Raw genomic sequence first — 24,107 nt, 5'->3', positions numbered from 1 at the left:
CCATCCTTACTCGACACCGTCGCCCATGGGGCTGCGCCCGGGGCGGCCCCGCGGGGTGGCCGGGCGGATGCGCTGGTTCCGGATGTGTTCGTAGACGATCGACGTGCGCACGTCGGCGACCTCCGGGCGCTCGGTCAGTCGGTCGATCACGAACTCGTACAGGCTCGCGTTGTCGGGGACCGCAACGTGCACGATGAAGTCGTCGGTGCCGGTCGTGACGTAGAGCCCGAGCGTGTCCGGCAGGGTGCTGACCCACTCCCGGAACGCCTCGATGTTGCGCCGCGACGGCGGCCGGATCCGCACCGCGATGAGCGCCTGCACCGGCCGCCCGATGGCCGGCAGATCGACGTCGAGGATGGCGCCCCGGATCACCCCGCGCCGCCGCAGCGCTCTCGTCCGGTCGAGCGCGGTGGTCGGCGAGACCCCGACCGCGGCCGCGACCTCCCGGTTGGTCTTCCGTGCATCCGACTGCAGTTCCCGCAGGATCGCCGTATCAAGTTCGTCCAGGTCAGCCACCCGATGCCTCCTGCCGATATTAGTACGGATGTTTTGCATCCATCTTATTCACCTGCCTAGCATTTCTGGGAACGAGCGAATGAATGCCTAGGGAGAACGCATGACCGTCGGATTTGCCACCGAAGAGATCGACCCCAGCGCGCCGACCCGTGCCGCCCGGCTCAAGTGGGTCGTGGTGGTCGACAGCGCCCTCCCGGCCGGCCGCGCCGCCAACGCCGCGATCTGCACCGCCGCCGCCACCGCCCAGGCCGTGGCCGGTCTGCTCGGCGACGACGCGGTCGACGCCGACGGCAACACCCACCCGGGCCTGCCCTGGGCCGGCTGCACGGTGCTCGCCGCCGACGCCGCCACGCTGCGCACGATCCGGGCCCGGGCCGCCGCCCGCCCCGACTTCTTCGTGGCCGACATGCCCGCCGCCGCCCAGCAGACCCGCGTCTACACCGAGTACCTGGCCGCGGTCGGCGAGGCGCCCGCCGACGGCCTGGACTACTACGCGGTCAGCATCGTCGGCCCGCGCAACCCACTCGACAAGATCGTCGGCAAGCTGCCGCTACTGCCGTAGCACCTTCGCGATGTTCCACTCCGCCAGATCCAGCATCCACTGACGGTCCGGAAAGTCGGTGGCGGCGATCCGCAACGGGCCCTCGATCAGGGACAACACCTGGGCGTACGTGTAGAGGTCGAGCCGCGCCGGGTCGAGCGGCGGCGGCTCGAGGCGCGGATAGTCGGCCTCGAACCGCATCGCGGTCCAGGCGTGGTCCCACTCCGCGTCGAACCGGACGAGACCCTCGAAGTCGATCAGCACCGGCTCGCCGGCCTCGTTGACCAGCACATGATCGGGGCCGAGCTCACCGTGCACCAGCGCGAACTCCCGCCGCGGCGTAACCGCCGCACGCAACCGGTGCAGGCGGTCGGCGATCCGCTCTCGCGCCGCCGCCAGGCGGGTGTCCTGCTCCGCCGCCGCCGCGAGATGCCGGAGCGCCCGATCCACCACCATGTCCTCGGCCGGGCGCTGCGGTCCGGCCGGGCGGGTGAGCGGCCCGTAGTGCCCGGTCACGTCGGCGTGCATGCGCCGCAGCGCGGCGCCCAGCTCGGTCAGCGGCGCGGCCGCCGCGACCGGATCGCGCTCCATCAGTCGCTCCAGCGACTCGCTTCCGGCATCTTCCACCAGGGCGAAAGCGCCGTCGTGGCTCAGCTCCAACAGCTCCGGTACGCGAACCCCGGCGCCCCGCAGCGCGGCGTGGTTGGCCTCGAACTCGGCCATCCCCGCCTCTCCGTCGAACGGGTCGTCCGGCGCCGTAGCCACCGACGGCCAGTAGTTCTCCGCCGCCGTCCACCGGTACAGGATCACCGTGCCGCTGTCGCCGCCGAGCCGCACCCGATAGACACCCTTCTTGGTGCCACCGGCCAGCCGCGACACCTCGGCCACCGGCCGGTCGATCAGGCCCTCGACGTCATCCGTCCCCAGAAATGCGCGCACGCCGAACGACGCTACCGGCTCTGGGATCATGCGGGGGTGCGCGCCATCGTCTTCGACTTCTTCGGCACGTTGACCGACCCGGCCGCGGAGTCCGGCCGCCGCGAGTCGTTCACCGCTACCGCGGCCGCCCTGGGCATCCCCGCCGATCACTTCTGGCAGGCGATGAGCGCCAGCTTCCCGGAGCGGATCACCGGTCGTTACGGCGGCACGCGAGAGACTCTGCGGCAGATAGCCCGGGAGTGCGGCGCCGACCCGGCCGAGTCCGATCTGGACGCTGCGGTGGCCGCTCAGCGGGCCGGCGCGGCCCTGGTCCGGCCGCCCCGCCCCGGCGTGCTGGAACTGCTGGACCGCCTACGCGCCGACGGCTACCGCCTCGGCCTGATCAGCGACTGTTCCAGCGAGCTCTGCGAGGCGTGGCCGGAAACGCCGTACGCGCCCAGAATCGACGTCGCGGTCTTCTCCTGGCGCGAGGGGTACCGCAAACCTGATCCGCGCCTCTACGCGGCGGTGAGCGCCCGTCTCGGCGTCCCCGAGCGGGAATGCTGGTATGTGGGCGACGGCGGAAGCCGAGAGCACGACGGCGCCCACCGGGCGGGCATGCGCCCGATCCTGGTGACCAATGAGGCCCACCCGGGCGCTGCGGCCCTGCGCAGCGACCCCGATCCGTACACCCCGGATCTGGTCATTTCCGATCTGGACGCCCTGCCCGGCACCATCGCCACGTAGTCGCTTGCGGCCCGGTCAGCGTTGCAGGGCGCGGACCGGCGGGATGCGGGCGGCCCGGCTGGCCGGGATGAGGCCGGCGAGCAGCCCGGCCACGGCGCTGACCGCGCAGGGCGAGCGGCGCCTGTCGCCCGATCAGCTGGGCCGTGCCGGGCGCCGTCTCGATCAGCACATCCGGCTTGCCCGCCGCGTGCGGCAGGTTTGTGGCCACCGAGTAGGGCATGATCACCGAGGCCATCGCCTCCGGCCGGCGGCCGACATCGCGATAGATGCCCATCACCGTGTAGGCGTGGCCCTCCAGAAAGACCCCGACGCCGGAACGACTGATGTGCAGCCGCTGGGCGATCGGCTCGGAGAGCAGCACCACCGGGGTGGCGTTGCGCTCCTGGAAATCGCCGTAGGTGCGCCCGGCGGACGTCGAAGGACGACGACACCTGATGGTCGAGGGTGGTGCCCAGGCCGAGACTGGCCACGAAGGCCGCCGCACCGACGACCGCGCCGATGACGGTGGCCAGCGAGCGACCGGGGTTGCGCAGCACCGACAGCGCGGCTTCCCAGAAGAGGTCGTCCCAGCGCAGCCGGGCGGTGCGAAGCTGCAGATCGCCTTGATCGAACTTCGTCATATCTCCCGCACCACGCCATCGGCCACCTGGAGCCGTCGCCCGGCGGTGTCGGCCACGGTCGCATCGTGGGTGACCACGACAACGGTCAGACCATCGAGGTTGAGCTGGCGCAACTGGGCCAGCACGACCTGGGTGTTCGCGCTGTCGAGGTTCCCGGTCGGTTCGTCGCAGAACAGCACCTGGGGCCGGGCGACGACCGCGCGGACGATGGCCACGCGTTGCATTTCACCGCCGGAGAGCTGGCGCGGGTCGGCCTGCATCCGATGAGTCAGGCCCATGCGTTCGAGCGCCTCGGTCGCCATCTGCCGGCGCTTCCGTCGCCGGTGCGGCCCGTAAAGCAAGCCGATCTCGACGTTCTCCAGAGCGGTGCGCCCGGGCAGCAGATGGAAGGACTGAAAGACGAAACCGAAGACCTGACCCCGGATTGCCGTACGCATGGCCGGCTTGCAGGTCACCGTGTCCACTCCACCGACCTGATAGGAGCCGGTCGACGGCGCGTCCAGCAGGCCGAAGAGGTTCAGCAGGGTGGACTTGCCGGACCCGGACGGCCCGGTGATCGAGACGTGGTCGCCGGCGGCGACGTGCAGGTCGGTCGGGTGCAGGGCGTGCACCGGCTGACCGTCGTCGTAGGTGCGCGCTATCTGGCGCATGCTCAGCATCGGCTCAGCCGGCCGTTTGCTCGCCGACCACGACCCGGACGCCCTCGGCGAGTTCCGGATCGCGGATCTCGACCCAGCCGCCGGCGATCTGCCCGGTCGTCACGGTGACATCGGCGGTCTTGTCGTGCTCCGACACGGTGGTGACGAAGGTCGTTCCGTCCGGCCGGGAGTAGAGCGCCGTCACCGGCACCGCCAGCACCTTCGTCGCGCTGGCGGCCACCTGCACGTCGAGTCGCAGCGACCGGCTGGTCGCCGACCGCGGCGATCGTCGCCGCTGCCTTCTCGCCGGTCAGGTCGTCGACGGCGGTGGCCGTCAAGCCGATCCGGAGCAGCGGCGCCTGGTCCTTGTCCGCGACCGCGACCACGGCCGACGCCTTACCCGCATCGGGCTCGGAGTCGCCGATGGTCACCCCGAACAGCCCCGGATCGGGAATCCGGAAGAAGTTGTCCTCTTCGCTGGTGCGATATCCCTTGCCGGCCAGGCAGCTCAGAAGCGTGCGCCACTTGGGCTGCCCGACGCGCTGGAACACCGTCACGAGGAACGGCTCGCTGAGTGCGTTGCCCAGGTCGAAGTAGCTGTAGTACAGCTTCTCGGCGGTCGGCGGCAGCTTCTTCCGGGACTTGGCGGTGCACTGATCCGAGGCCTGGTCGTAGTTCGGGTCGACGCTCGCGATCGCCGCCTGTTCCCCCGTGGACCGGAATAGGCGAATTGCCTTTCCGGCAGCGCCACGTTAGCCGCGTGGAGCACGTAGTCAAAGTATGTAAATACATCTATCGCGTAAACCACAGATGTTGTTCAGATCAGTTTCGAACGCTTGGCGATAAGGCGATCGGAAACGTTGAGACAGCCGGGACTGTATAGGAAACCCGCGGCTCGATCTGCCCTTTGATTAGACGCTGATCTATCGCAGGCGGTAACGGCATTAAAAGTCGTTCAGAATGGTCCGGGCAATTCTTTCGACCGCCCCACCCGTTCGCGGACATGCAGAATCCCCGCTCCGACCTAGCGGAGCGGGGCTTCTACGAGGCGTTACGCCGGAGCGACTGCGCGCGTGCGACGCATCGTCAACACATACTCGACCAGCGAGATGAGGACGTTCTTCGTCGACTCGCGGTTCCGGGCGTCGCAGCTCACCACGGGCACGTCGCTCGCGATCGCGAGCGCGTCGCGAACGTCCTGCGCGTTGTGGTACTGCATGCCGTCGAAGCAGTTGATCGCCACCAGGTAGGGAAGGCGACGGTGCTCGAAGAAGTCGATGGCCGCGAAGCAGTCAGCCAGCCGGCGCGTATCGACCATGACCACAGCACCGATCGCGCCCCGCACCAGTTCGTCCCACATGAACCAGAAACGCGTCTGGCCCGGGGTGCCGAACAGGTAAAGGATCAGGTCACGGTCGATGCTGATGCGGCCGAAGTCCATGGCGACGGTGGTCGTCACCTTCCCGGGCACCTGCCGGTTGTCGTCGACACCCACGCCGGCCGAGGTCATGATGGCCTCGGTGGTCAGCGGGGTGATCTCGGAAACCGACCCGACCAGCGTCGTCTTGCCGACGCCGAACCCACCGGCGATGACAATCTTCGCCGATGTAACGCGTCCCCCAGCAGCGGGACGGTGCGACATGTCAGAGCCTGCGAAGTCCACTCAGCACCCTTTCCAGCAGTTCCGTGCCTACCGCGTCGGTCTCGTCGTCCAATGAGGTGGGCTCATACACCGCGACCAGGCCGTCAGTGGCCATGTCCGCGACGATCACTCGAGCCACACCGAGCGGCAGTTGCATGCGTGCAGCGATTTCTGCGAGCGACTGCACACGGCCGCCGTCGCACATAGCCGCTATGTACTGATGCTCGCTTCCACCCTGCCCGCCGCGGATCATTCCTGATCGCCCGCGCACGGTTGTCTCGACCAGCGCTTCCAGCGCTATCTCAAGTTTTGGCCGGGTCCGACCGCGGGTCACGGCGTACGGCCTGACCAACGCGCCGGTCGGCTCATCGCGTTCTGGCATCGTCACCGCTCACCCCTTCCTCGAACCCTAGAAGTGTCTCGTGTTGTCAATGTTTTGGACAGTAGCCGACACCAACGGTGCCGACGGTTTGCCCGTTCAGCCCAGAACGCCGGCCGCGGAACGCGGCGCGGGGGTAAGGGCTTCGCCGACGCGGTCGACGAGGAGGGCCATTTCGTAGCCCACCTGACCGACGTCGCAGCTGCGCGCTGCGAGCACCGCGAACGACGAGCCGTCGGAGATCGACATCAGGAAGAGGAACCCGTTGTCCATCTCGACGACCGTCTGCAGCACCGCGCCACCCTCGAAGCACCGAGCGGCGCCCTGAGTGAGGCTGACCAGGCCGGAGGCGATAGCCGCCAGCTGGTCGGCACGGTCACGCGGAAGGTCCCGCGAGGCTGCCAGGAGCAGACCGTCGGCGGAGACCGCGATCGCATGTGCGACTCCGGGAACGCGGTCGGCGAAGTTGGCCAGAAGCCAACCGAGATCCTGCGTAGATGTCATGCCTCATGCTCCTTGCCAGCCTGCGAGGACTGCTGCCCTCCCGGAGTTCCCTCCGGGTTGGTCGATTGTTCCTTGGTGCGACCGCGCTGCACACCGCGGTGGTAAGCGGACAAGAGACCGCGAACCCCCTCGGGCGTGCGCTTCTGAGCGGGATCTCCGCCACGGTCGACACCGCCGGGGACGAGCTGCGCCATCGGTGTGCGCTTGGGCAGCCCAGCCGTGGTGGTGGTATCGATCGAACGCTCGGCGGCCGCGGCTGCGGCCTGCCAACCCTCATCGGCGGCGGTCTGCCACGGGCTGCTAGCCACGTTGCCGTTTGCGCCGTTGCCGTTCGAACCGTAGCCGTTCGCGGCTCCAACGCCCACCGGCGTCGGGTCGAGGTCTCGCGACTCGGGCGAACCGGCCTGCTGCGGCACCGCGCGAGCGGGGTCGCCGGTCGGGATCCGCTGCGAGGTGATCGCGTCCTCGGCGCCGTTGGGCTTGCCCTCTCCGGGCCGGGACGGCGTGGTCGTGGTGAACCACGCCGACTCGAGCTCGCGGAAGATCGGCAGTTCCATCGTCTCGTCGGCGAACTGACCCTGGTTGTCCCGCTGACGCGCCGCGGCCTGCGCCGCCGCGATCTGCTGAGCCGCGGTGGCCTGCGCCTCGGCGGCCTGAACCTCGGCTGCCTGGTGCGCCGCCCGGGCCGCGGCGGCTGCCCGTTGCTGGGCTTCCGTCTGCGGGCCACCCGAGGTGGGCATCGCGGAGACCGGGGTCCCCGACACCGGGCGAGCCGGCGGGGCGGACGACGGGATCGGCGCGGTCTGCGGGTTGGTCGGGCGCTCGACCTGCGGGTCGGAACGCTCGGGCCGGTAGCGCGGGATCTCGGCGGTCATGTCGAGCGCCGCGGCGAGGCTCTCCGGAACGTGCGGTCCGACGTTCGGGTCGCGCTCGGCGACCGGCGGCCAGACCGGCGGGTTCGCGGGCGGACCGGAGACGGGCCGCTCGTTCGCCGGCGGCACCGAGCTGGGCCGGGCGCCGTAGGGCGGGCCGGACGGCATCGGGGGCGCCGAGACCGGCGGCACCGGCGGGGCCGACACCGGCGGGACGAACCCGCCGCGACCCTGGTTCTCCGGGTTGGCCGGCAACTGCCGCGGGATGGATGGGCCGTTGCCGTAACCGTCGCCGCCCGGCTGCTCGCCGTTGCGACGCTGAGGCAGACCGTCGGGACCGGCGAAGCCCTGCGGACCCATCGGGCCGGACGGCAGCGGCGGGATCATCTCGTTGCTGCGCGGGCCGTAGAAGCCGTTGGAGCCGCCGCCACCACTGCCGTTGGAACCGTTGGTGCCGAAGCCGTTGGAGCCGTTGGAACCGGGCGCACCGGTGAGGTCGGACCAGGCCGGGACCCCCCGGGCACCGGTGCCGAGCATGCCACCGTTGGACATCGGCGGGTTCGGGTCGAATGGACGGCCACCGGGGTAACCGCCCCGGCCGCTCTCCAGGGCCAGCGGCTCGGGCATGCCCGAACGCCCGCCGGAGCCCTGCTGCAGGCTCTCGTAGCCGTTGGACGGCAGCGGCCGGCCGTTCTGCTGGCCGCCGACCAGAACCGACAGCGGCAGGCCGACCTCGGCCACCGTGCCGCGCTCGGAGTCGGCCGGGCGCAGCTCGACCTTGACGGCGTGCCGGCTTGCCAGCCGGGCGACCACGACCAGGCCCATCATGCGGGAGACGGCCACGTCGACCATGGGCGGGTTGGCGAGCCGCTCGTTGAGGTCACGCAGCTGTTCCCGGCTGATGCCGATGCCGTGGTCCTCGACCGAGAGCAGCGCGCTGTCGCCCAGCTTCCGCGCCTCGACGGTGACCGTCGAGTTGGGCGGGGAGAACGCGGTCGCGTTGTCGAAGAGCTCGGCGACCAGGTGGACCATGTCGTTGACGGCGTGCGCCGCCACCTCGATGTCCCGGTCGATCATGCCGAACTCGATGCGGGTGTAGTGCTCGACCTCGGACTGCGCGGCGCGGAGCACGTCGATCAGGGCGGCCGGCTCGCGCTGCACACGGGTCGAGTCGGCGCCGGCGAGAACCAGGAGGTTTTCGTCGTTACGCCGCATCCGGGTGGCGAGGTGGTCGAGCTGGAAGAGCTCGGCCAGCCGGTCCGGGTCTTCCTCGCCGCGCTCCAGCCGGTCGAGGTGGCCGATGAGCCGGTCGACCAGGATCTGCGAACGGCGAGCCAGGTTGACGAACATCGTTGCCACGGAGGCACGCAGTGCGGCCTGCTCGGCCGCGGTGCGGACCGCCTCGAGGTGGACCGCGTTGAACGCCTCGGTCACCTGGCCGAACTCGTCCCGGCTTCGCACCGGTAGTGGCTCGGCGATCTGGTCGGCCACCTGGGCCGGGGTCATCGAGGTGGCCAGCGCCGGATCACGCAGTCGCGAGACGGCGTGCGGCAGGCCGAACTGAGCGACCGAGAGCGCACCCTGGCGCAGTTCGCGCAGCGAGCGGGCCATCGACCGGGCGACCAGCCAGGCGAACAGGATGGCCAGCAGCAGCATCGCGAGCAGCACGCTGGTCTCGATGAAGACTCGCCGGTTGACGTCGTTACGGATGTCGGTGGCCTCGACCACGATGTCGGCGTCGAGCTTCTGCTCCACCTGCCGGAACAGGTTGTTGTAACCGATCATCGCCGTCTCCCACTGCTGGGAGTCGAACGGGATGTTCTTGGTGTTCGCACCCTGCAGGGCACGGAGCTGACCGGTGAGGTTGGTGGCGGCGCGACCGTCGTTGACGTTCGCGGTGCGCTCGAAGAGCTGGATCTCGGTGTCGGTGCCGACCGACTCGACGGTGCCCTGGGCGATCTCGAAACCGGTGTCGGTCAGCAGGAACGCGCGCCGCAGCGGGGCGGTGAAGTCGCCGGCGCCGAGCACCTCGTGGCCGACGTCGCGCTGCTGGGCGATGTAGTCCTTGGCCCGGGCGACCGCGGCGACTGTCCGCAGGTGGTCGCTCAGCTCGGTGTCGCTGGCCAGCTGGGCCGAGACGTCACGAACCGAGAGCAGGTCGTTGATCAGCTTGCCGTAGGTGTCGTCGACCTCGTCGACACCGAGCTTGCCGTTGGCGATCTGGCTGCGCTTGGACGGAAGGTCTTCGAGGTTGCGGTCGAGCCGCAGCAACAGCGTGCTCACCTTGGGTGGCACGTCGTCGAGCGCGGCCTTCTGCTGCGAATACGGAACCTTGGCCTGATCGACCTGCGCGTGCTCGCCGCTGTACGCCTTGAGCGCCGCGTCCCGGACCTGGCTCTGCCGCGGGCTCGTGGTGAGGATGACGCCGTAGGCACGTTCGTTCTGCAGGCGGTCGACGAGGCCACCAGCGGCCTCCGACAGCACTGAAAGGTTCCGAGCGCGCTCCGCGTTACTCGCTGTATCAATGTGGTCCACCAGGCCACTGACGCCGACAATGATCGTCGCCAGGGTAGGAACCAGCATGATCAGGCCGAGCTTCGACCAGATCGGCAGATCTCGCAGCCGATCGGCCGGCCGACGGAGACGCGACATGACGCCGGTCGCCGTCTTGGGGCGCTTGCTCACGTCACCGTCCTCCTGATTCGGGCCCGGCTTTACGGGTCGCCGGGCACCGCACACGGCCGACTACCGCGTCGGGCCCCCGAGATTCCATCACGACGAGTGTCAAAGAGAAAGAGCAGGCGGCCACGGACCGGTTGTGTGACGCGATGTTGCTCCGTCGGAGTTGGACATCGCCGGTTCGTTATGACTGCCTGTGTTGTTTAAGGTTTCTCAGAGTCACTCATGCCGATCAGTTCGGCGTGGGGGTGGCGCCGGCTGATCGAGCCCGATCGTAGTGGATCGCGGCAGGACAGACGATGTCGCGGTCAGGGCCCCAGGGCAAGGTGAGATGCCCGATTTCGCAATGTTTGTAGGGACCATTCTGACCGAACGGATGAGGGCCCTCATCAAACCCGGCAAAGCCACCACCCGTAGGTGCGGTGGTCCTTGCCGATCGACACTCATCCCATCAACTTGGCATACGCCGGTTTGATCACCTCAGTGATGATCTCGAGCCGCTCGTCGTACGGGATGAAAGCCGACTTCATCGCGTTGATGGTCAGCCACTGCAGCTCCGCCCAGCCCCAGCCGAACGCCTCGCTGAGCAGGGCCATCTCCCGCGACATCGAGGTGCCGCTCATCAGCCGGTTGTCGGTGTTGACCGTGACCCGGAACCGCAGATCGTGCAACAGCCCGATCGGGTGCTCGGCGATCGAGGCCGCCGCCCCGGTCTGCACATTGGACGAAGGGCACAACTCGAGCGGAATCCGCTTGTCGCGAACATAGGCCGCAAGCCGCCCCAGAACCGAGCCACCCGTGATGTCGTCGACCAGTCGCACGCCATGACCCAGCCGGTCGGCGCCGCACCACTGGATCGCCTGCCAGATCGACGGCAGGCCGAACGCCTCGCCGGCGTGGATGGTGAAGTGGAAGTTCTCCCGCTGGAGGTACTCGAACGCGTCCAGGTGGCGGGTGGGCGGGAAACCGGCCTCGGCGCCGGCGATGTCGAAGCCGACCACGCCCGCGTCGCGGTAACGCACCGAGAGCTCGGCGATCTCCTGCGACCGGGCCGCGTGCCGCATCGCGGTCAGCAGGACCCCGACGCGGATCGGACGGCCCAATGCCGCCGCTTCCTCGCATCCTTCGACAAATCCGGCATTCACCGCCTCAACCACCTGGTCGAGGTCGAGCCCCTGTTCCAGGTGCTGTTCCGGCGCGTAACGCACCTCGGCGTAGACGACGCCGTCGGCGGCCAGGTCGAGCGCGCACTCCTTGGCCACCCGGTGCAGGCTCGCCTCGGTCTGCATCACCGCCACCGTGTGCGCGAACGTCTCCAGGTAGCGTTCCAGCGAGCCCGAATCGGCCGCGGCGACGAACCAGGCGCCCAGCGCCCCCGGATCGCCGGCCGGAAGCTGGTGCCCGATCCCCTCGGCGAGTTCGAGGATGGTCTCGGGGCGCAGCCCACCGTCCAGGTGGTCGTGGAGCAGCGCCTTCGGCGCCTTGACGATGTCGGAGTGTGAGATGGCGACCATCAGAGAAGCCTAGAGGGCGGAAACGAATGATCGACGGAGCATTGCCGTACCTGCGGTGCCCCAATTGCCAAGAGTCGCTGCACCGGGCCGGACAAGCTCTGCATTGTGCTCGCGGGCACAGCTTCGACATGGCCAGGCAGGGCTACGCGGACCTGAGCGCGGGCCGGCTGCCCCACGTCGGGGACACCGCCGAGATGGTCGCCGACCGGGCCGATTTTCTCGCCGCCGGGCACTACGACTTCATTGCCGGGGCGCTCACGGCGTACGCAATCGGTGGTTTGGTGGTTGATGCCGGGGTGGGCACCGGCAGTTACCTGGCCCGGGTGCTCGACGCGGCGCCGGAGGCCATCGGCCTCGGCCTGGATGTGGCCAAGCCGGCGCTGCGCCGCGCGGCCCGCGCCCATCCGCGCGCCGCCGCGGTCCTCGCCGATGTGTGGCGGCCGCTGCCGATCATCGATGGGGCGGCCAGCATGGTCATCAATGTGTTCGCGCCGCGCAATGGTCCTGAGTTCCGGCGGATCCTGCGCCCGGACGGGATTCTGCTGGTGGTTACGCCGGCCCCGGAGCATCTGCGCGAGCTGATCGCCGCGCACGGTCTGATCCGGGTCGATCCGGACAAGCAGGCCCGGGTGCGGGAGGCGCTCGACGAGCACTTCACCGCGGGGGTCGCCGAGACGCACGAGCGGGAGCTGCGACTGACCGCGGGCGAGGCGCGCACGCTGATCGGGATGACGCCGAGCGCGCGCCACGTGCCGGTAGCCGGCCTGCCGACGACCGACGTGATGGTGACAGCTGCGGTGCAGGTCACCGCCTATCACCCTCACACCGAGAGGTCGACCTCTTCCCACTCGGGCGGTTTGTCGTGATAGGGGCCGGTGAAGATCACCGCCCACTCGAGGGCCCACCGCCGCTGGCCGATCGCGTTGCTGTCGAGCTCGCCGGGTAGGTCGGCGCCGACCCGCTCGGCCTCCTGGAACGCCCAGTCCAGGCAGTAGTAGAGATCGAGCAGGACAGCTGCCTCGATCGGGTCGCGGGGTGACATCAGCGACCGTGAGCGCCAGCTGCCGAAAGTCTCACCAGATGGCAGGTCGGGCATCTGGGACATCAGCCGGCCCTCGGGTGGCGCGGTCGGGTCCAGGTGCCGGGTCAGGCCCAGCAACCACGCCAGCGCGAACACCGCATCGTGGTGCAGCACGAACGACCGGTGATCGCCGTCGGCGCCGATCACGAACTGCCACTCCGGCGGGGTCACGAGATCGACCAGGTGCGATCCGAGCAGCCAGCCCATGGCGATCTCGGTGGGCATCCCGAAACATCGCGCCACGACCACGTGAAGCACCGCGCAGCGGGCCTCGATCTCCACGGTCGGGCGCAGTTCGACCGTGTCGCCCGGCTCCCAGATCAGCGGGAAGCCGGGCGGTGGCAGCGGCAGGCCCAGTCGCTCGATCTCGTCGAGACTGGCCTCGCGGACCGCGCGCGGGTCGGGGGCGGCCTTCGTCATGGTGCGTCAGGCTATGCGGTCGAGCACGAGTGGGGTAAGTGCGGGCGCGGTCGCACCGACGGTTATCGCTGCCGCCGCTTCGGCGCGCGCGGCATCGATCCGCGCGGATTCATCGGTACGCAACTCCAGCAGCACGTCCCCGGCACTGACCCGGTCCCCCGGCTTCACCGCCAGAAGCACGCCGGCGCCGAAGCTGACCGGGTCCTCCTTGCGGGCCCGGCCGGCGCCGAGACGCCAGGCGGCAATGCCGATCCCGTACGCGTCGACGGCCGTCACGACGCCGTCCTGGGTCGCTCGCAGGATCTCCGTCTCCCGCGCCACCGGCAACGAAGCGTCCGGATCGCCACCCTGTGCCTGGATCATCCGCCGCCAGGTGTCCATGGCCGCGCCGCTCTCCAGCACCTTCGCCGGGTCGGCATCCACCCCGGCCGCGGCGAGCATCTCCCGGGCCAGCGCGAGGGTCAGCTCGACCACGTCGGCCGGTCCGCCGCCGGCCAGCACCTCGACCGACTCGGCCACCTCGAGGGCGTTGCCGACGGCCAGGCCGAGCGGGGTGTTCATGTCGGTGAGCAGCGCGATCGTGTTGACCCCGCTGTCCTTACCGAGCCGCACCATGGTGCTCGCCAGCTCGCGGGCGGTCGCCAGATCCTTCATGAAGGCACCCGAGCCGACCTTGACGTCCAGGACCAGGGCGCCGGTGCCTTCGGCGATCTTCTTGCTCATGATCGAGCTGGCGATCAGCGGGATGGCCTCGACCGTGCCGGTGACGTCGCGCAGCGCGTAGAGCTTGCGGTCGGCCGGGGCCAGGCCGTCGCCGGCCGCGCAGATGACCGCGCCGACGTCGTCGAGCTGCCGCTTGAACGCGTCGTTGCTGATCGTGGCCTGCCAGCCGGCGATCGACTCGAGCTTGTCGAGGGTGCCGCCGGTGTGGCCGAGGCCGCGGCCGGAGAGCTGCGGCACGGCCGCCCCGCAGGCCGCCACGAGCGGGGTCAGCGGCAGCGTGATCTTGTCGCCGACACCGCCGGTGGAGTGTTTGTCGGCGGTCGGCCGGCTGACGCCGGACAGGTCCAGCCGCTCCCCGCTGGCGATCATCGCGGCGGTCCAGCGGGCGATCTCGGCCGGCGTCATGCCGCGCAGCAGGATCGCCATGGCCAGCGCCGACATCTGCTCGTCGGCGACCACACCCTTGGTGTACGCGTCGACCACCCAGTCGATCTGGTCATCGGAAAGGACGTGGCCGTCCCGTTTGGTCCGGATGATGTCCACCGCAGCGAAGCTCATTTTTCCCCTTCCCACCGGACGGGGATGCCCTCCGGTGGCTCTCCCTCGCCGGCCCAGGCCAGGCCGCCGTCGGCATCCACCACCACGATCCGTGGCGTGCGGACCCGGCCCCACTCGACCGCCTTGGCGGTGGTGGGAAAGTTCGGTCCCTCCTCGAGGACGCCTTTCGCGACGTCGCTCTCCGAAGGGCTGCCCCCGGACCGCTCCCAGTAGGCGGTCCAGACCGTCTCACCGCCGGACAGGTCGGGGTGCACGAACACCGTGCCCCGGCCGCGCCACTTGGCCAGCGCGGTCGGCACCTCGTTGCCGCCGGCCGGCCCGTTGACCTTGTCGAGGTCGTCCGGCCCGAACGCGTTCGGCAGCAGCTCGCTCATCTTCAGCGGCCGGGGCAGCGCCTCGACCAGGCACTCGCCCCCGCCGTGCTCGTAGAGCAACTGCCGGCAGCGCCCGCACGGCATCAGCGGGTTGCCGTTGGCATCCACGCAGGAGACCGCCACCAGCCGCCCGCCGCCGGTTGCATGAAGCGAGCTGACCAGCCCGCACTCGGCACAGAGCCCGACGCCGTAGGACGCGTTCTCCACGTTGCACCCGACGACGACCCGGCCGTCGTCCACCAACGCCGCCACTCCGACCGGAAAGTCGGAGTAGGGCGCGTACGCGTGCCGCATCGCCTCGATGGCGGCGGCCCGCAGTCCAGCCCAGTCGATCTCCATGCGGCAAATTCTGCCAGGTGAACCCGTCAGCTCTTGACGTATGGCTGGCCATCGGCGGCCGGCGCCCGCACCCGGCCGACGAGACCGGCCACGGCCACGATGGTGGCGATGTACGGCAGCATGTTGAGGAACTGGTTGGGCACCGGGCTGCCGGCCACACTCAGGAAGTAGGCGAGCTTCTGCGCGAACCCGAAGAACAGGGCCGCGCCGAGCGCCCCGAACGGCGTCCACCGGCCGAAGATCAGGGCGGCCAGCGCGATGAAGCCGGCGCCCGCGGTCATGTTCTTGTTGAACGCGCCGGTCGAGACGAGCGTGAAGTACGCCCCACCGGCCCCGGCGATCAGGCCGCCGACCATCACGTTCACGTAGCGCAGGCCGCGCACCCGGACACCGACCGTGTCGGCCGCGGTCGGGTGCTCGCCGACCGCGCGGGTGCGCAGGCCCCACCGCGTGTTCTTCAGCGCGAAGTGGATGACGACGACCAGGATCAGCGCGATCCAGGTCAGCACCTGGGTGTGGAACAGTACCGGCCCGATCACCGGGATGTCGGCCAGGCCCGGGATCTCCCAGCGCGGCATCTGCGGCGGCTGGTTGTATTTCAGGGCGTTGGGCTGCATCAGCCGCTCGTAGAGGAAGCCGGTGACGCCGAGCGCGAACAGGTTGAGCACGGTGCCGACCACGACCTGGTCGACCAGGAACTTGATGGCCAGCACGGCCAGCATCGCGGCGATGATCAGGCCGCCGATCATGGCGCTGATCAGGCCGGCCCAGACGCTGGTGGCGAGGGTGCCGACCAAGGCCGCGCCGAACGCGCCCATCAGGAACTGGCCCTCGATCGCCACGTTGACCACGCCGGAGCGCTCGCCGAGCACACCGGCCAGGGCGCCCAGGATGAGCGGCAGGGCGTATTCCACGCTGCCGCTGAGCGTGTCGACCAGCGGCATGAACTTGCCGGCCACCTGCCAGCACAGGAACGACAGCACGAAGGCCGCGATGCCCAGGCAGAGCAGCAGGGTCTGCCAGCGCTTGGCCCGGCCGGTCAGCATGACCGCGCCGAGCACCAGCGCGATCACCCCGAACAGGATCGTGCCGAACTGCCCGTTGATGGACAGGGCGGCGCCGGTCGCGTCGGTGCTGAGCGTGAACCGCGCGGTCTTCGACTCGGCGAGCGGGCCGAAGATGACCGCCGCGATCAGGCCGATGACCGTGACACCGGCGCCGAGCCGCCGTTCCCGGTTCCAGAACCGGTCGGGGGCGTCGACTCCCGTCAGATTTTCCACTGTCGCCGTCGACACGCGGCTCACCAGCCCTTTGCCATCGAGGCGCCGAGCCGTGCGGAACGGGCGGCGCGGAGCTGGAAGATCGCCTTTACCAGGGCCGGTGCGGCGATGAAGATGACGATCAGGGCCTGCAGCACGGTGACCAGTTCGAGCGAGATGCCGACGTCGACCTGCATCAGGTTGCCGCCGGCGCGCAGGGCGCCATAGAGAATCGCGGCGAACAGCGTGCCCCACGGTTTGTTCCGGCCGAGCAGCGCGACCAGCAGGCCGTCGAAGCCGATGTTGCCGGCCACCTGGGCGGTGAGCTTGTCCGCGGTGCCGAGCACCTGAGTGGCGCCGCCGAGGCCGGCGAGGCCGCCGGCCACCACCATCAGCATGGTGTACGTCTTGGCGACGCTCATCCCGGCGGTCTTGGCCGCGGGCGGGTTGACGCCGACCGCGCGCAGCTCGAAGCCGAACGACGACCGGTTGATCAGCCAGGCGACGCCGGCCGTCGCCCCGACCGCGATCACGATGCCGAGGTGCACCCGCAGCGGATCGGGCATCGCCGGCAGCTCGGCCGAGTGCGCGATGGTCTTGCTGATCGCGTCGCTGCGCTCCGGGTCCTGCACGCCCTTCTGCAGGATCAGCCAGCCGAGGAACAGCGTGGCCGTGTAGTTGAGCATGATGCTGGTGATGACCTCGTGGGCGCCGGTGCGGGCCTTGAGGAAGCCGGGCAGGAAACCCCAGAGCGCGCCGCCGATCAGGCCGAACAGCAGCGCCACGATCAGGTGCAGGCCGGGCGGCAGGTGGAAGGCGAAGCCGGCCACCCCGGCGAACACACAGCCCATGACCGCCTGGCCCTGGCCACCGATGTTGAACAGGCCACCGCGGAAGGCGATCGCCACCGCCAGGCCGGTGAAGACCAGCGGGGCCGCGTAGGTGAGGGTCTCGGAGACCGGCCCGAACGCGGCCTGCCAGGTGCCGGTGCCGTTGAACCAGGCCTGGAACGAGGCGGGGTCGAAGATGGCGCCCTTGAACAGGTCGGCGTACGCGCCGCTGATCAGGTCCCAGCTCGACTGCAGCGCGTCGCTGGGCCGGGAGGTGAAGTAGGAGAACTTCGACAGCACCTCGGAGTCGGAGATCACGATCAGCACGGCGCCGACGACCAGCGCCAGGAAGATCGACAGGATCGTGACCGTGACGGTGTTGGCCGACCAGAGGTTCTTCAGGAAGAGAGTGAGGAAGCCGTCCTCCTTCTTCTCCGGCGACTCCTTGGCGGGTGGGGGCGCCTCGACGTCAGTAGTCACTCTGCTTCTTCCTCTTCCGGTTCCGCCTCTGCGCCGGTGATGCCGGCCATCAGCAGGCCGATCTCCTCGCGGGGCATGTCGGGCGAGACGATGGCGAGGATCCGGCCGCGGTACATCACCGCGATCCGGTCGGCGAGACCGACCACCTCGTCGAGCTCGCTGGACACCACGAGTACGGCGGTGCCGTTGTCCCGTTCATGGATGATCTGGCTGTGAATGAACTCGATCGAGCCGACGTCCACGCCGCGGGTGGGCTGGCTGGCGATCAACAGGCGTAGCGGCCGGGACATCTCCCGGGCCACGACCACCTTCTGCTGGTTACCGCCGGAGAGCGTGCCGACCGTCGCCGTCGCCGACGAGGCGCGGATGTCGAACTGGGTGACCCGCTCGGCGGCCGCCTCGTTGATCGCCTTGGTGTTGAGCCGGAGGGCGTTGCCGAACGGCGGCCGGTCGTACATGTCGAGCACCAGGTTCTCGGCGACCGAGAACTCCTTGACCACACCGTCGAGGCTGCGGTCCTCGGGGACGTAGCCGACCCCGGAGCGGAGGATCTTCTTGGTGCTCATCCCGGCCAGGCTCTCGCCGTCGAGCGCCATCGAGCCGGTCCGCAGCGCGCGCAGGCCCATGATGGCCTCGACCAGCTCGGTCTGACCGTTGCCCTGGACGCCCGCGATGCCGAGCACCTCGCCGGCCCGGACGGTCAGGTCGACCCCGTCGACGGCGCGGACGCCGCGGTCGTCGTCGACCACCAGGCCGCTGATCGACAGGACGTCCCGGCCGGGCTCGGCCTGGGTCTTGCTGACTTCCAGGCTCACCGAACGGCCGACCATGAGCGCGGCCAGCTCGTCCTCGGAGGTGTCCGGGCTGGCGGTGCCGACGGTCCGGCCTCGGCGGATCACGGTGATCCGGTCGGCGACCGCCTTGACCTCGCGCAGCTTGTGGGTGATGAAGACGATCGACTTGCCGCCCTCGGCGAGGCTGCGCATGACCGCCAGCAGCTCGTCGGTCTCCTGCGGGGTGAGCACCGCGGTCGGCTCGTCCAGGATGAGCAGGTCGACGTCGCGGGTCAGCGCCTTGACGATCTCGACCCGCTGCTGTGCGCCGACCGGCAGGTCCTCCACCAGGGCGTCGGGATCGACCGGCAGGCCGTATTTCTTCGAGGTCTCCAGCACGTCGCGGCGGTTGCGGCGGCGGTCGAGGATGCCGAGCGGGCCGCCCCGCACGTCTTCCGCGCCGAGCGCGATGTTTTCCGCCACGGTGAAGACTGGGACCAGCATAAAGTGCTGGTGGACCATGCCGATGCCGGCGGCGATGGCGTCACGGGGGCTCCGGAAGACCTTCGCCTCTCCGTTCACCACGATCTCGCCCTCGTCCGGCTGGAGCAGGCCGTACAACTGGTTCATCAGCGTCGACTTGCCGGCGCCGTTCTCGCCGAGCAGGGCATGCACCTCGCCGGGCTCGACCGTGATGTCGATGTGGTCGTTGGCCACCAGGTCGCCGAAGCGCTTGGTGATGCCGCGCAATTCGAGTCTCAGCGGAATCTCCTACCGCTCGGCTGACATTGGGGGTTGGCCGACATGGGAACCGCCGCTCGACCGCGAGAGATTCTCGCGATCGGCGGCGGCCAGGATGTTACCTACCTGCTTACTTAGGGGCGTTAGCCGACTCGACCTTGACGGCACCCGAGATGACGTCGGCCTTCAGCTTCTCGACCTCGGACTTGAGGCCCGCGTCGATCTTGCTGTCGAACTCGTGGTACTCGGCCAGCTCGACGCCGCTGTTCTCCAGCGTGCCCAGGTAGCCCGGGGACGCCGCGAGCGGCGTGCCGGTGGCGCCGGAGACGACGGCCTTCTCGACCGCGTCCTTGATGTTCTTGACGACGGTGGTCAGGAAGACGCCGCAGTACTGCGCCGCGCTGGTGCAACCGTCCTGGTCGACCCAGATGATCGAGACCTTGCCGCTGGAGCCCTGGGCGACCTCGGCCGCACCGAGGCCGGTGCCACCGGCGACCGGCAGGATCACGTCGGCGCCCTGCGAGACGAACGTGTTGGCGAGCGCCTTGCCCTTGGCCGCGCTGGCGAAGTCGTCGGTGAAGCTGCCGGCCTGCTTGGTCTTGTCCCAGCCGAGCACGGTGACGTTCTTGCTCTTCACCTTGTTGTAGTACGCGACGCCGTCGGCGAAGCCGTCCATGAAGATGGTCACCGGCGGGATCTTCATGCCGCCGAACGTGGCGACCTTGCCCGACTTCGAGTAACCCGCGGCGAGGTAGCCGGCGAGGAACGAGGCCTGGTGGGTGGCGAACTGCATCGGGAAAACGTTGGTCCCGGTGCTGCCGCTGTCCACGATGGCGAACTGCGAGTCCTTGTTGGCGTCCGACACCTTCTGGGTGGCGGTGCCCATGAGGCCGCCGACCGAGAGGATGAAGTTGCACTTCTGGGTCACGAAGCCGCGCAGGTTGGGCTCGTAGTCAGCCTCGGCGGTCGACGCGACGTACTTCGGGTCGACGTTGCTGGCCTGCGTCTTCGCAGCCTGCAGACCGGCCCACGCGGAAGCGTTGAACGACTTGTCGTCGATGCCGCCGGTGTCGGTGACCATGCAGGCCTTATATGCCGCAGCGGTGCTGGCAGAGCTGCTGCCGCTGGGAGTCTCATCCGGGGCGTCACCACAGGCGGCGGCGGTGAGGGCAAGCCCACCGGCCGCGAGAACCGCAAGGATCCGCTTCCCACGTACTGGGCGCAAAACGCCCTCCTTCCAATGCACACCGACACCCGTCGGTGAGTCTTCAAGTTGGGGAGCGTAGCCGCAGGCCACGGGGTCAGATGAGGTTTGCCCCGGACTGTTGGCGCACCGTTATCTCGCCGCAACCGGCGATCAGGTTGAACGCCGGTTTAGGCGGATCTAAGCGCGAATTGACCGGCGATTGCGTAACATGCCGTTAATCTTTCGGCCGGGCGCGGATGTCAACCGCGGATTCTTCGGCAAAGTGAGCGTTCGTTTTACACTCGGAGAATGCCACGCGTCTCCGAGGAGCATCTCACCGCCCGCCGCGAGCAGATCCTGGCCGCGGCCCGCACCTGCTTCCTCAGCAAGGGCCTGCACAACACCTCGATGCAGGACCTCATCCAGGAGGCCGGCCTGTCGGTGGGCGCCGTCTACCGCTACTTCAAGTCCAAGAACGAGATCATCAACGCTATCGCGACCACCGTGGCCGGCGCGCTCCAGCGGCACATCGAGGCGGTGGCGGCCGAGCGGCTGCCGCTGATCGACTCGCTCGAGCGGATCCTCGACGCCGTCGACGAGCAGCTCGGCCCGGCCGGCAACCTGCCGATCGCCCTGCAGATCTGGGCCGAGGCGACGCTCGACCCGGCCATCGGCGAGATCGTCCGCGAGCGGTACACCGGGATGCGGCTCGGCTTCCAGGCGTTGGTCGAGCATTCGATCGAGAGCGGCGAGCTGCCGCCGGACACCAACGTCGAGGGCGTGACGGCCGCGTTCTATTCGCTGCTGCCCGGCTACGCGCTGCAGCGGCTGCTGACCGGCGCCCCGGACCGGGAGACCTATCTGGCCGGGGTGCGCGGGCTACTCGACCGGCGCTAACCGGGCGGCGATGCGCGCCCAGCCCGCCCGCACCTCCGCCTCGGTGGGTGCCCGGCCCGGCCGCACCCGCCGGGGCTCGTAGTCGTCGTCCTCTGCTTCGGCCGGTGCCTCGACGCCCGCTCGCGCCAGCTCGATCTCGTCCCGGATCGCCTCGGCGTCGACCCGCGGCAGCAGCGGCTCGACCACCGCCATCAGCTCCTCGTCGGCCACCACGGCCTGGGCTAGAGCGAGGGCGTGCGCCCGTTCGTAAGGTCCGCAGACGACCGGCTCCCAGTCCTCCTCGTCGCCCAGCGAACCGATCGTGATGACCCAGGGAAGGTCCGCCACCGGTGAATCAGCCGGTAGGTCAAGCGTCACGAGAGTACCCACGGGCACATCATTCCGGGCGGCTGTGCCGAATCCAGGTATTTTGCCCCACCGGGGCAGTTTTATCGTCAGCTGACATGTCGACGACGCGACCGTGTGGACTGGTCGCCGCCCAGGCCGCCCCGAAGAGCAGCAACTGGTTGAAGACGTATAGATAAACCAGAACCCCCACCGCCGAACCCACCAGGCCGTACGCCGGGTTTCGCTCGACCAGGCTGACGAACGACTTGCCCACGGTGTTGAGCAGCGTGATGCCGAAGCCGACCTGCAGCACCGGCGGGGCGATCCGGCGCACCGTCATCCGCAGCCGTGGCACGGCCGCCAGCAACGCCGCGGCGAGCAGCATGTTGACCGAGATGGTCAGCACCCAGCTCACCGCCGACTGCACGAAGCCGTCGGCGAGCCAGTCCGTCACCTTCTCCAGGCCGTAGACGGCAAGCTGAGAGAGCGCGAGCAGAACGATGAGCCCGATCAGAACAAGAAGATCCAGCGCCTGCCGTACGCCGATGTAGCCGGGCTGCTCTGGAATCTTCCAGATCAGTCGCTGTGACGACCGGATCGCCTCCACCCAGCCGATGCCGGTGAAGGTCAGGCCGACGATGCCGACGATGCCGACGGTCTTGCCGCTGGAGAGGATCGCCTGGATGTCGAGGAACGGCAGGTTCTGCGCGAGGAACTCGGTGACGATGTTCAACAGCTCGACGTTGCTGGTCAGCAGGATGCCGAAGATCGAGTAACCGATCAGGAGCAGCGCGAAGATCGCGAAGAAGCCGTAATAGGCGATCGCGGCGGCCAGTCGGCCACCCTGCGCGTCCCAGAAACGAAGCAGGGCCCGGCTGAGGTGATCGAAATAGCGCGACCGGACGCGCCAGCGCATGATCTGCGCCTCGGCGGCGTCATACGCCCGATCGATCGGGTTCACGGGCGCACCGTAACCGAAATCACGGCGCCGGAAACTCAGACACCCAGGGGGAAATCGCGGCGTCTGCGCCAGGGGCCCTCGCCACCGTGCGAGAACAGCGTGAACGAGGCGACGTGGAACTTCGCCGTAAAGCCGGCGAGATCGTCGAAAACCTTGTCGAGCTGCTCGGACGAGACGTCCTGGGCGACCGTGACGTGCGGGTGGTACGGGAAGCGGGACCCGCGGTCGATGTCGTCCGAGGAGGTGATCGCCTCGGCGAGCAACTCGCACTCGCTGATGCCGATCGCGAGCGTCACGAACACCACCTCGGTGATCGGCCGGAACGTGCCGGTGCCGCGCAGCTGGATGGTGAACGGCTCCTGGGCCTCCGCGACCTTTTCCAGGTGCTTCTCCACCGCGCCGAGCGCGTCGTCGGCGATCTCGGTGGGGCCGAGCAGCGTGACGTGCGCGGGCGTGTAGGCCGCCTGCGGGTCACCGGCCTCGGCCCGGCGCCGGGTCAGCTGCTCACCCCAGGGTGCCGGGATGTCGATCGCGACGCCGATCCTCACCGCCTCAGAGCTCGCGGGCCGGGCTGAGGAAACCCACATTCTGGTACGCCTCGGCGAGCGTCACCGACGCGACGGCGCGAGCCTTGTCGGCGCCGATGGCGAGAACCTTGTCGAGGTAACCCGGGTCTTCCAAGTAGGCACGAGTGCGTTCCTGGAGCGGCTTCACGAACTCGACGACGATCTCGGCCAGGTCCTTCTTGAGGTCGCCGTAGCCCTTGCCGTCGTACTGCTCGAGCAGTTCGTCTATGGTCCGCATGGTCAGCGCCGCGTAGATGGTCAGCAGATTGCTGACGCCCGGCTTATTCTCCTCGTCGTAGAGGATCTCGCGCCCGGTGTCGGTGACCGCGGACTTGATCTTCTTGGCCGACCGGGCCGGCTCCTCGAGCAGCTCGATGATGCCGTTCGGCGAGGAGGCCGACTTGCTCATCTTGGCCGTCGGGTCCTGCAGGTCGGTGATCTTCGCGGTGTCGCGCAGGATGTAGGGCGCGGGGATCGTGAAGGTCGGGCCGAACCGGGTGTTGAACCGCTGGGCCAGGTCGCGGGTCAGCTCGAGGTGCTGCCGCTGGTCTTCCCCGACCGGGACCTGGTCGGCCTGGTAGAGCAGGATGTCGGCGGCCTGCAGGATCGGGTAGGTGAAGAGCCCGACCGTGGTGGTGTCGGCGGCCTTGGCCGACTTGTCCTTGAACTGGACCATGCGGCCGGCCTCGCCGAAGCCGGTGATGCAGCTCAGCACCCAGCCGAGCTGGGCGTGCTCGGGCACGTGCGACTGGACGAAGAGCGTGCAGCGCTCCGGGTCGAGCCCGAGGGCGAGCAGCTGGGCCGCCGAGATGCGGGTGCGGTTGCGCAACGCGATCGGGTCGTGCCCCATGGTGATCGCGTGCAGGTCGACCACGCAGTAATAGGCGTCGTGCGTCTCCTGCATCGCCACCCAGTTCCGCACCGCGCCGAGGTAGTTGCCGAGGTGGAACGAATCGGCGGTCGGCTGGATACCGGAAAGGACCCGAGGGCGGTGGGCGGCGTCTGACATAGCGGCCATTCTG

Annotated in this window: 25 protein-coding genes; 4 read left to right on the top strand and 21 right to left on the bottom strand. The window is 69.1% G+C overall.

The features are described from left to right. Positions 1-6: 6 nt before the first annotated feature. Positions 7-516, bottom strand: a complete 510-nt coding sequence (locus AB0E90_RS11060) for an Lrp/AsnC family transcriptional regulator (RefSeq protein WP_360402652.1) — start codon at positions 514-516, stop codon at positions 7-9. 100 nt (positions 517-616) lie between these two features. Between AB0E90_RS11060 and AB0E90_RS11055 the strand changes: the two genes are divergently transcribed. Continuing rightward, positions 617-1,078, top strand: a complete 462-nt coding sequence (locus tag AB0E90_RS11055; protein WP_360402650.1) for a DUF2000 domain-containing protein — start codon at positions 617-619, stop codon at positions 1,076-1,078. Here AB0E90_RS11055 and AB0E90_RS11050 read toward each other — a convergent pair. Next, entirely contained in the window at positions 1,067-1,996 is a 930-nt protein-coding gene (locus AB0E90_RS11050) for an aminoglycoside phosphotransferase (RefSeq protein WP_360402648.1), read from the bottom strand. The two genes, AB0E90_RS11055 and AB0E90_RS11050, sit on opposite strands and share 12 nt — an antisense overlap. Positions 1,997-2,032: 36 nt before the next feature. Here AB0E90_RS11050 and AB0E90_RS11045 point away from each other — a divergent pair, with 36 nt between their 5' ends. Next, positions 2,033-2,722, top strand: coding sequence for an HAD family hydrolase (locus AB0E90_RS11045; protein ID WP_360402646.1), 690 nt, complete (start codon positions 2,033-2,035; stop codon positions 2,720-2,722). Here AB0E90_RS11045 and AB0E90_RS11040 read toward each other — a convergent pair. From AB0E90_RS11040 to AB0E90_RS11005, 8 genes are all read right to left on the bottom strand, one after another. Continuing rightward, positions 2,679-3,206: an ABC transporter permease gene (locus AB0E90_RS11040; protein WP_360402644.1), complete on the bottom strand. Its 528-nt coding sequence runs from the start codon at positions 3,204-3,206 to the stop codon at positions 2,679-2,681. The two genes, AB0E90_RS11045 and AB0E90_RS11040, sit on opposite strands and share 44 nt — an antisense overlap. A gap of 132 nt (positions 3,207-3,338) precedes the next feature. Next, positions 3,339-3,992, bottom strand: coding sequence for an ABC transporter ATP-binding protein (locus tag AB0E90_RS11035; protein WP_360402642.1), 654 nt, complete (start codon positions 3,990-3,992; stop codon positions 3,339-3,341). Positions 3,993-4,005: 13 nt separating this feature from the next. Next, positions 4,006-4,227 (bottom strand): hypothetical protein, encoded by a 222-nt coding sequence (locus AB0E90_RS11030; RefSeq protein ID WP_360402640.1) that lies wholly within the window; start codon positions 4,225-4,227, stop codon positions 4,006-4,008. 804 nt (positions 4,228-5,031) lie between these two features. Next, positions 5,032-5,622 (bottom strand): ATP/GTP-binding protein, encoded by a 591-nt coding sequence (locus tag AB0E90_RS11025; RefSeq protein WP_360402638.1) that lies wholly within the window; start codon positions 5,620-5,622, stop codon positions 5,032-5,034. A 1-nt stretch (position 5,623) separates the two neighbouring features. Then, on the bottom strand, positions 5,624-6,004 hold the full coding sequence (locus AB0E90_RS11020; protein WP_203725131.1) for a DUF742 domain-containing protein: 381 nt from the start codon (positions 6,002-6,004) through the stop codon (positions 5,624-5,626). 96 nt (positions 6,005-6,100) lie between these two features. Further along, positions 6,101-6,505 (bottom strand): roadblock/LC7 domain-containing protein, encoded by a 405-nt coding sequence (locus AB0E90_RS11015; RefSeq protein ID WP_014447580.1) that lies wholly within the window; start codon positions 6,503-6,505, stop codon positions 6,101-6,103. Further along, complete coding sequence (locus AB0E90_RS11010) at positions 6,502-10,062, bottom strand: nitrate- and nitrite sensing domain-containing protein (RefSeq protein ID WP_360402636.1); 3,561 nt, start codon at positions 10,060-10,062, stop codon at positions 6,502-6,504. Before AB0E90_RS11010 ends, AB0E90_RS11015 begins: the two co-directional genes overlap by 4 nt. A gap of 437 nt (positions 10,063-10,499) precedes the next feature. Next, the gene (locus tag AB0E90_RS11005) at positions 10,500-11,570 is read right to left on the bottom strand and encodes an adenosine deaminase (protein WP_360402634.1); all 1,071 of its coding nucleotides are present in this window, start codon (positions 11,568-11,570) and stop codon (positions 10,500-10,502) included. A 26-nt stretch (positions 11,571-11,596) separates the two neighbouring features. Here AB0E90_RS11005 and AB0E90_RS11000 point away from each other — a divergent pair, with 26 nt between their 5' ends. After that, positions 11,597-12,436: a putative RNA methyltransferase gene (locus AB0E90_RS11000; RefSeq protein WP_360402632.1), complete on the top strand. Its 840-nt coding sequence runs from the start codon at positions 11,597-11,599 to the stop codon at positions 12,434-12,436. On the opposite strand, the gene AB0E90_RS10995 is transcribed toward AB0E90_RS11000, so the two are convergent. From AB0E90_RS10995 to AB0E90_RS10965, 7 genes are all read right to left on the bottom strand, one after another. After that, on the bottom strand, positions 12,391-13,071 hold the full coding sequence (locus AB0E90_RS10995; RefSeq protein ID WP_360402630.1) for a DUF4272 domain-containing protein: 681 nt from the start codon (positions 13,069-13,071) through the stop codon (positions 12,391-12,393). The genes AB0E90_RS11000 and AB0E90_RS10995 overlap by 46 nt on opposite strands. Before the next feature lie 6 nt (positions 13,072-13,077). Then, the gene (locus tag AB0E90_RS10990) at positions 13,078-14,352 is read right to left on the bottom strand and encodes a thymidine phosphorylase (RefSeq protein WP_360402628.1); all 1,275 of its coding nucleotides are present in this window, start codon (positions 14,350-14,352) and stop codon (positions 13,078-13,080) included. After that, a complete protein-coding gene (locus AB0E90_RS10985) occupies positions 14,349-15,065 on the bottom strand; it encodes a cytidine deaminase (RefSeq protein WP_360402626.1) in 717 nt (238 codons plus the stop codon). The genes AB0E90_RS10990 and AB0E90_RS10985 overlap by 4 nt, the downstream gene beginning before the upstream one ends. Positions 15,066-15,091: 26 nt before the next feature. Further along, positions 15,092-16,360: an ABC transporter permease gene (locus AB0E90_RS10980; protein WP_360402624.1), complete on the bottom strand. Its 1,269-nt coding sequence runs from the start codon at positions 16,358-16,360 to the stop codon at positions 15,092-15,094. A 5-nt stretch (positions 16,361-16,365) separates the two neighbouring features. Next, positions 16,366-17,634 carry an ABC transporter permease gene (locus tag AB0E90_RS10975; protein ID WP_360402622.1) on the bottom strand — a complete coding sequence of 423 codons (1,269 nt, stop codon included), beginning with the start codon at positions 17,632-17,634 and terminating at the stop codon, positions 16,366-16,368. Then, on the bottom strand, positions 17,631-19,157 hold the full coding sequence (locus AB0E90_RS10970) for an ABC transporter ATP-binding protein (protein WP_360402620.1): 1,527 nt from the start codon (positions 19,155-19,157) through the stop codon (positions 17,631-17,633). Before AB0E90_RS10970 ends, AB0E90_RS10975 begins: the two co-directional genes overlap by 4 nt. A 121-nt stretch (positions 19,158-19,278) precedes the next feature. Then, positions 19,279-20,373 (bottom strand): BMP family ABC transporter substrate-binding protein, encoded by a 1,095-nt coding sequence (locus tag AB0E90_RS10965; RefSeq protein ID WP_360402618.1) that lies wholly within the window; start codon positions 20,371-20,373, stop codon positions 19,279-19,281. 270 nt (positions 20,374-20,643) lie between these two features. Between AB0E90_RS10965 and AB0E90_RS10960 the strand changes: the two genes are divergently transcribed. Then, on the top strand, positions 20,644-21,231 hold the full coding sequence (locus AB0E90_RS10960) for a TetR/AcrR family transcriptional regulator (RefSeq protein WP_360402616.1): 588 nt from the start codon (positions 20,644-20,646) through the stop codon (positions 21,229-21,231). On the opposite strand, the gene AB0E90_RS10955 is transcribed toward AB0E90_RS10960, so the two are convergent. The 4 genes from AB0E90_RS10955 to trpS are packed head-to-tail and all read right to left on the bottom strand — an operon-like array spanning position 21,214 to position 24,094. Next, entirely contained in the window at positions 21,214-21,600 is a 387-nt protein-coding gene (locus AB0E90_RS10955) for a hypothetical protein (RefSeq protein ID WP_360402614.1), read from the bottom strand. The two genes, AB0E90_RS10960 and AB0E90_RS10955, sit on opposite strands and share 18 nt — an antisense overlap. Before the next feature lie 7 nt (positions 21,601-21,607). Then, the gene (locus tag AB0E90_RS10950) at positions 21,608-22,519 is read right to left on the bottom strand and encodes a YhjD/YihY/BrkB family envelope integrity protein (RefSeq protein WP_360402612.1); all 912 of its coding nucleotides are present in this window, start codon (positions 22,517-22,519) and stop codon (positions 21,608-21,610) included. Positions 22,520-22,554: 35 nt separating this feature from the next. Further along, a complete protein-coding gene (locus tag AB0E90_RS10945; protein WP_360402610.1) occupies positions 22,555-23,106 on the bottom strand; it encodes a 2'-5' RNA ligase family protein in 552 nt (183 codons plus the stop codon). Next, positions 23,072-24,094, bottom strand: coding sequence for a tryptophan--tRNA ligase (gene trpS / locus AB0E90_RS10940; protein ID WP_360402608.1), 1,023 nt, complete (start codon positions 24,092-24,094; stop codon positions 23,072-23,074). The genes AB0E90_RS10945 and trpS overlap by 35 nt, the downstream gene beginning before the upstream one ends. Positions 24,095-24,107 lie beyond the last annotated feature (13 nt).

This window comes from Actinoplanes sp. NPDC026619 (assembly GCF_040638295.1).
Classification (GTDB): Bacteria; Actinomycetota; Actinomycetes; order Mycobacteriales; family Micromonosporaceae; genus Actinoplanes.
Note: the sequence above shows the minus strand (reverse complement) of the source record. Positions and strands in the feature narration are given on the sequence as shown.

Bases quoted from the DNA above. Each gene is read 5' to 3' on its own strand.
- AB0E90_RS11055 (WP_360402650.1), top strand. From the start codon at position 617: ATGACCGTCGGATTTGCCACCGAAGAGATCGACCCCAGCGCGCCGACC.
- AB0E90_RS11035 (WP_360402642.1), bottom strand. From the start codon at position 3,992: ATGCGCCAGATAGCGCGCACCTACGACGACGGTCAGCCGGTGCACGCC.
- AB0E90_RS11025 (WP_360402638.1), bottom strand. From the start codon at position 5,622: ATGTCGCACCGTCCCGCTGCTGGGGGACGCGTTACATCGGCGAAGATT.
- AB0E90_RS11020 (WP_203725131.1), bottom strand. From the start codon at position 6,004: ATGCCAGAACGCGATGAGCCGACCGGCGCGTTGGTCAGGCCGTACGCC.
- AB0E90_RS11015 (WP_014447580.1), bottom strand. From the start codon at position 6,505: ATGACATCTACGCAGGATCTCGGTTGGCTTCTGGCCAACTTCGCCGAC.
- AB0E90_RS11005 (WP_360402634.1), bottom strand. From the start codon at position 11,570: ATGGTCGCCATCTCACACTCCGACATCGTCAAGGCGCCGAAGGCGCTG.
- AB0E90_RS11000 (WP_360402632.1), top strand. From the start codon at position 11,597: ATGATCGACGGAGCATTGCCGTACCTGCGGTGCCCCAATTGCCAAGAG.
- AB0E90_RS10995 (WP_360402630.1), bottom strand. From the start codon at position 13,071: ATGACGAAGGCCGCCCCCGACCCGCGCGCGGTCCGCGAGGCCAGTCTC.
- AB0E90_RS10990 (WP_360402628.1), bottom strand. From the start codon at position 14,352: ATGAGCTTCGCTGCGGTGGACATCATCCGGACCAAACGGGACGGCCAC.
- AB0E90_RS10985 (WP_360402626.1), bottom strand. From the start codon at position 15,065: ATGGAGATCGACTGGGCTGGACTGCGGGCCGCCGCCATCGAGGCGATG.
- AB0E90_RS10960 (WP_360402616.1), top strand. From the start codon at position 20,644: ATGCCACGCGTCTCCGAGGAGCATCTCACCGCCCGCCGCGAGCAGATC.
- AB0E90_RS10945 (WP_360402610.1), bottom strand. From the start codon at position 23,106: ATGTGGGTTTCCTCAGCCCGGCCCGCGAGCTCTGAGGCGGTGAGGATC.
- trpS (WP_360402608.1), bottom strand. From the start codon at position 24,094: ATGTCAGACGCCGCCCACCGCCCTCGGGTCCTTTCCGGTATCCAGCCG.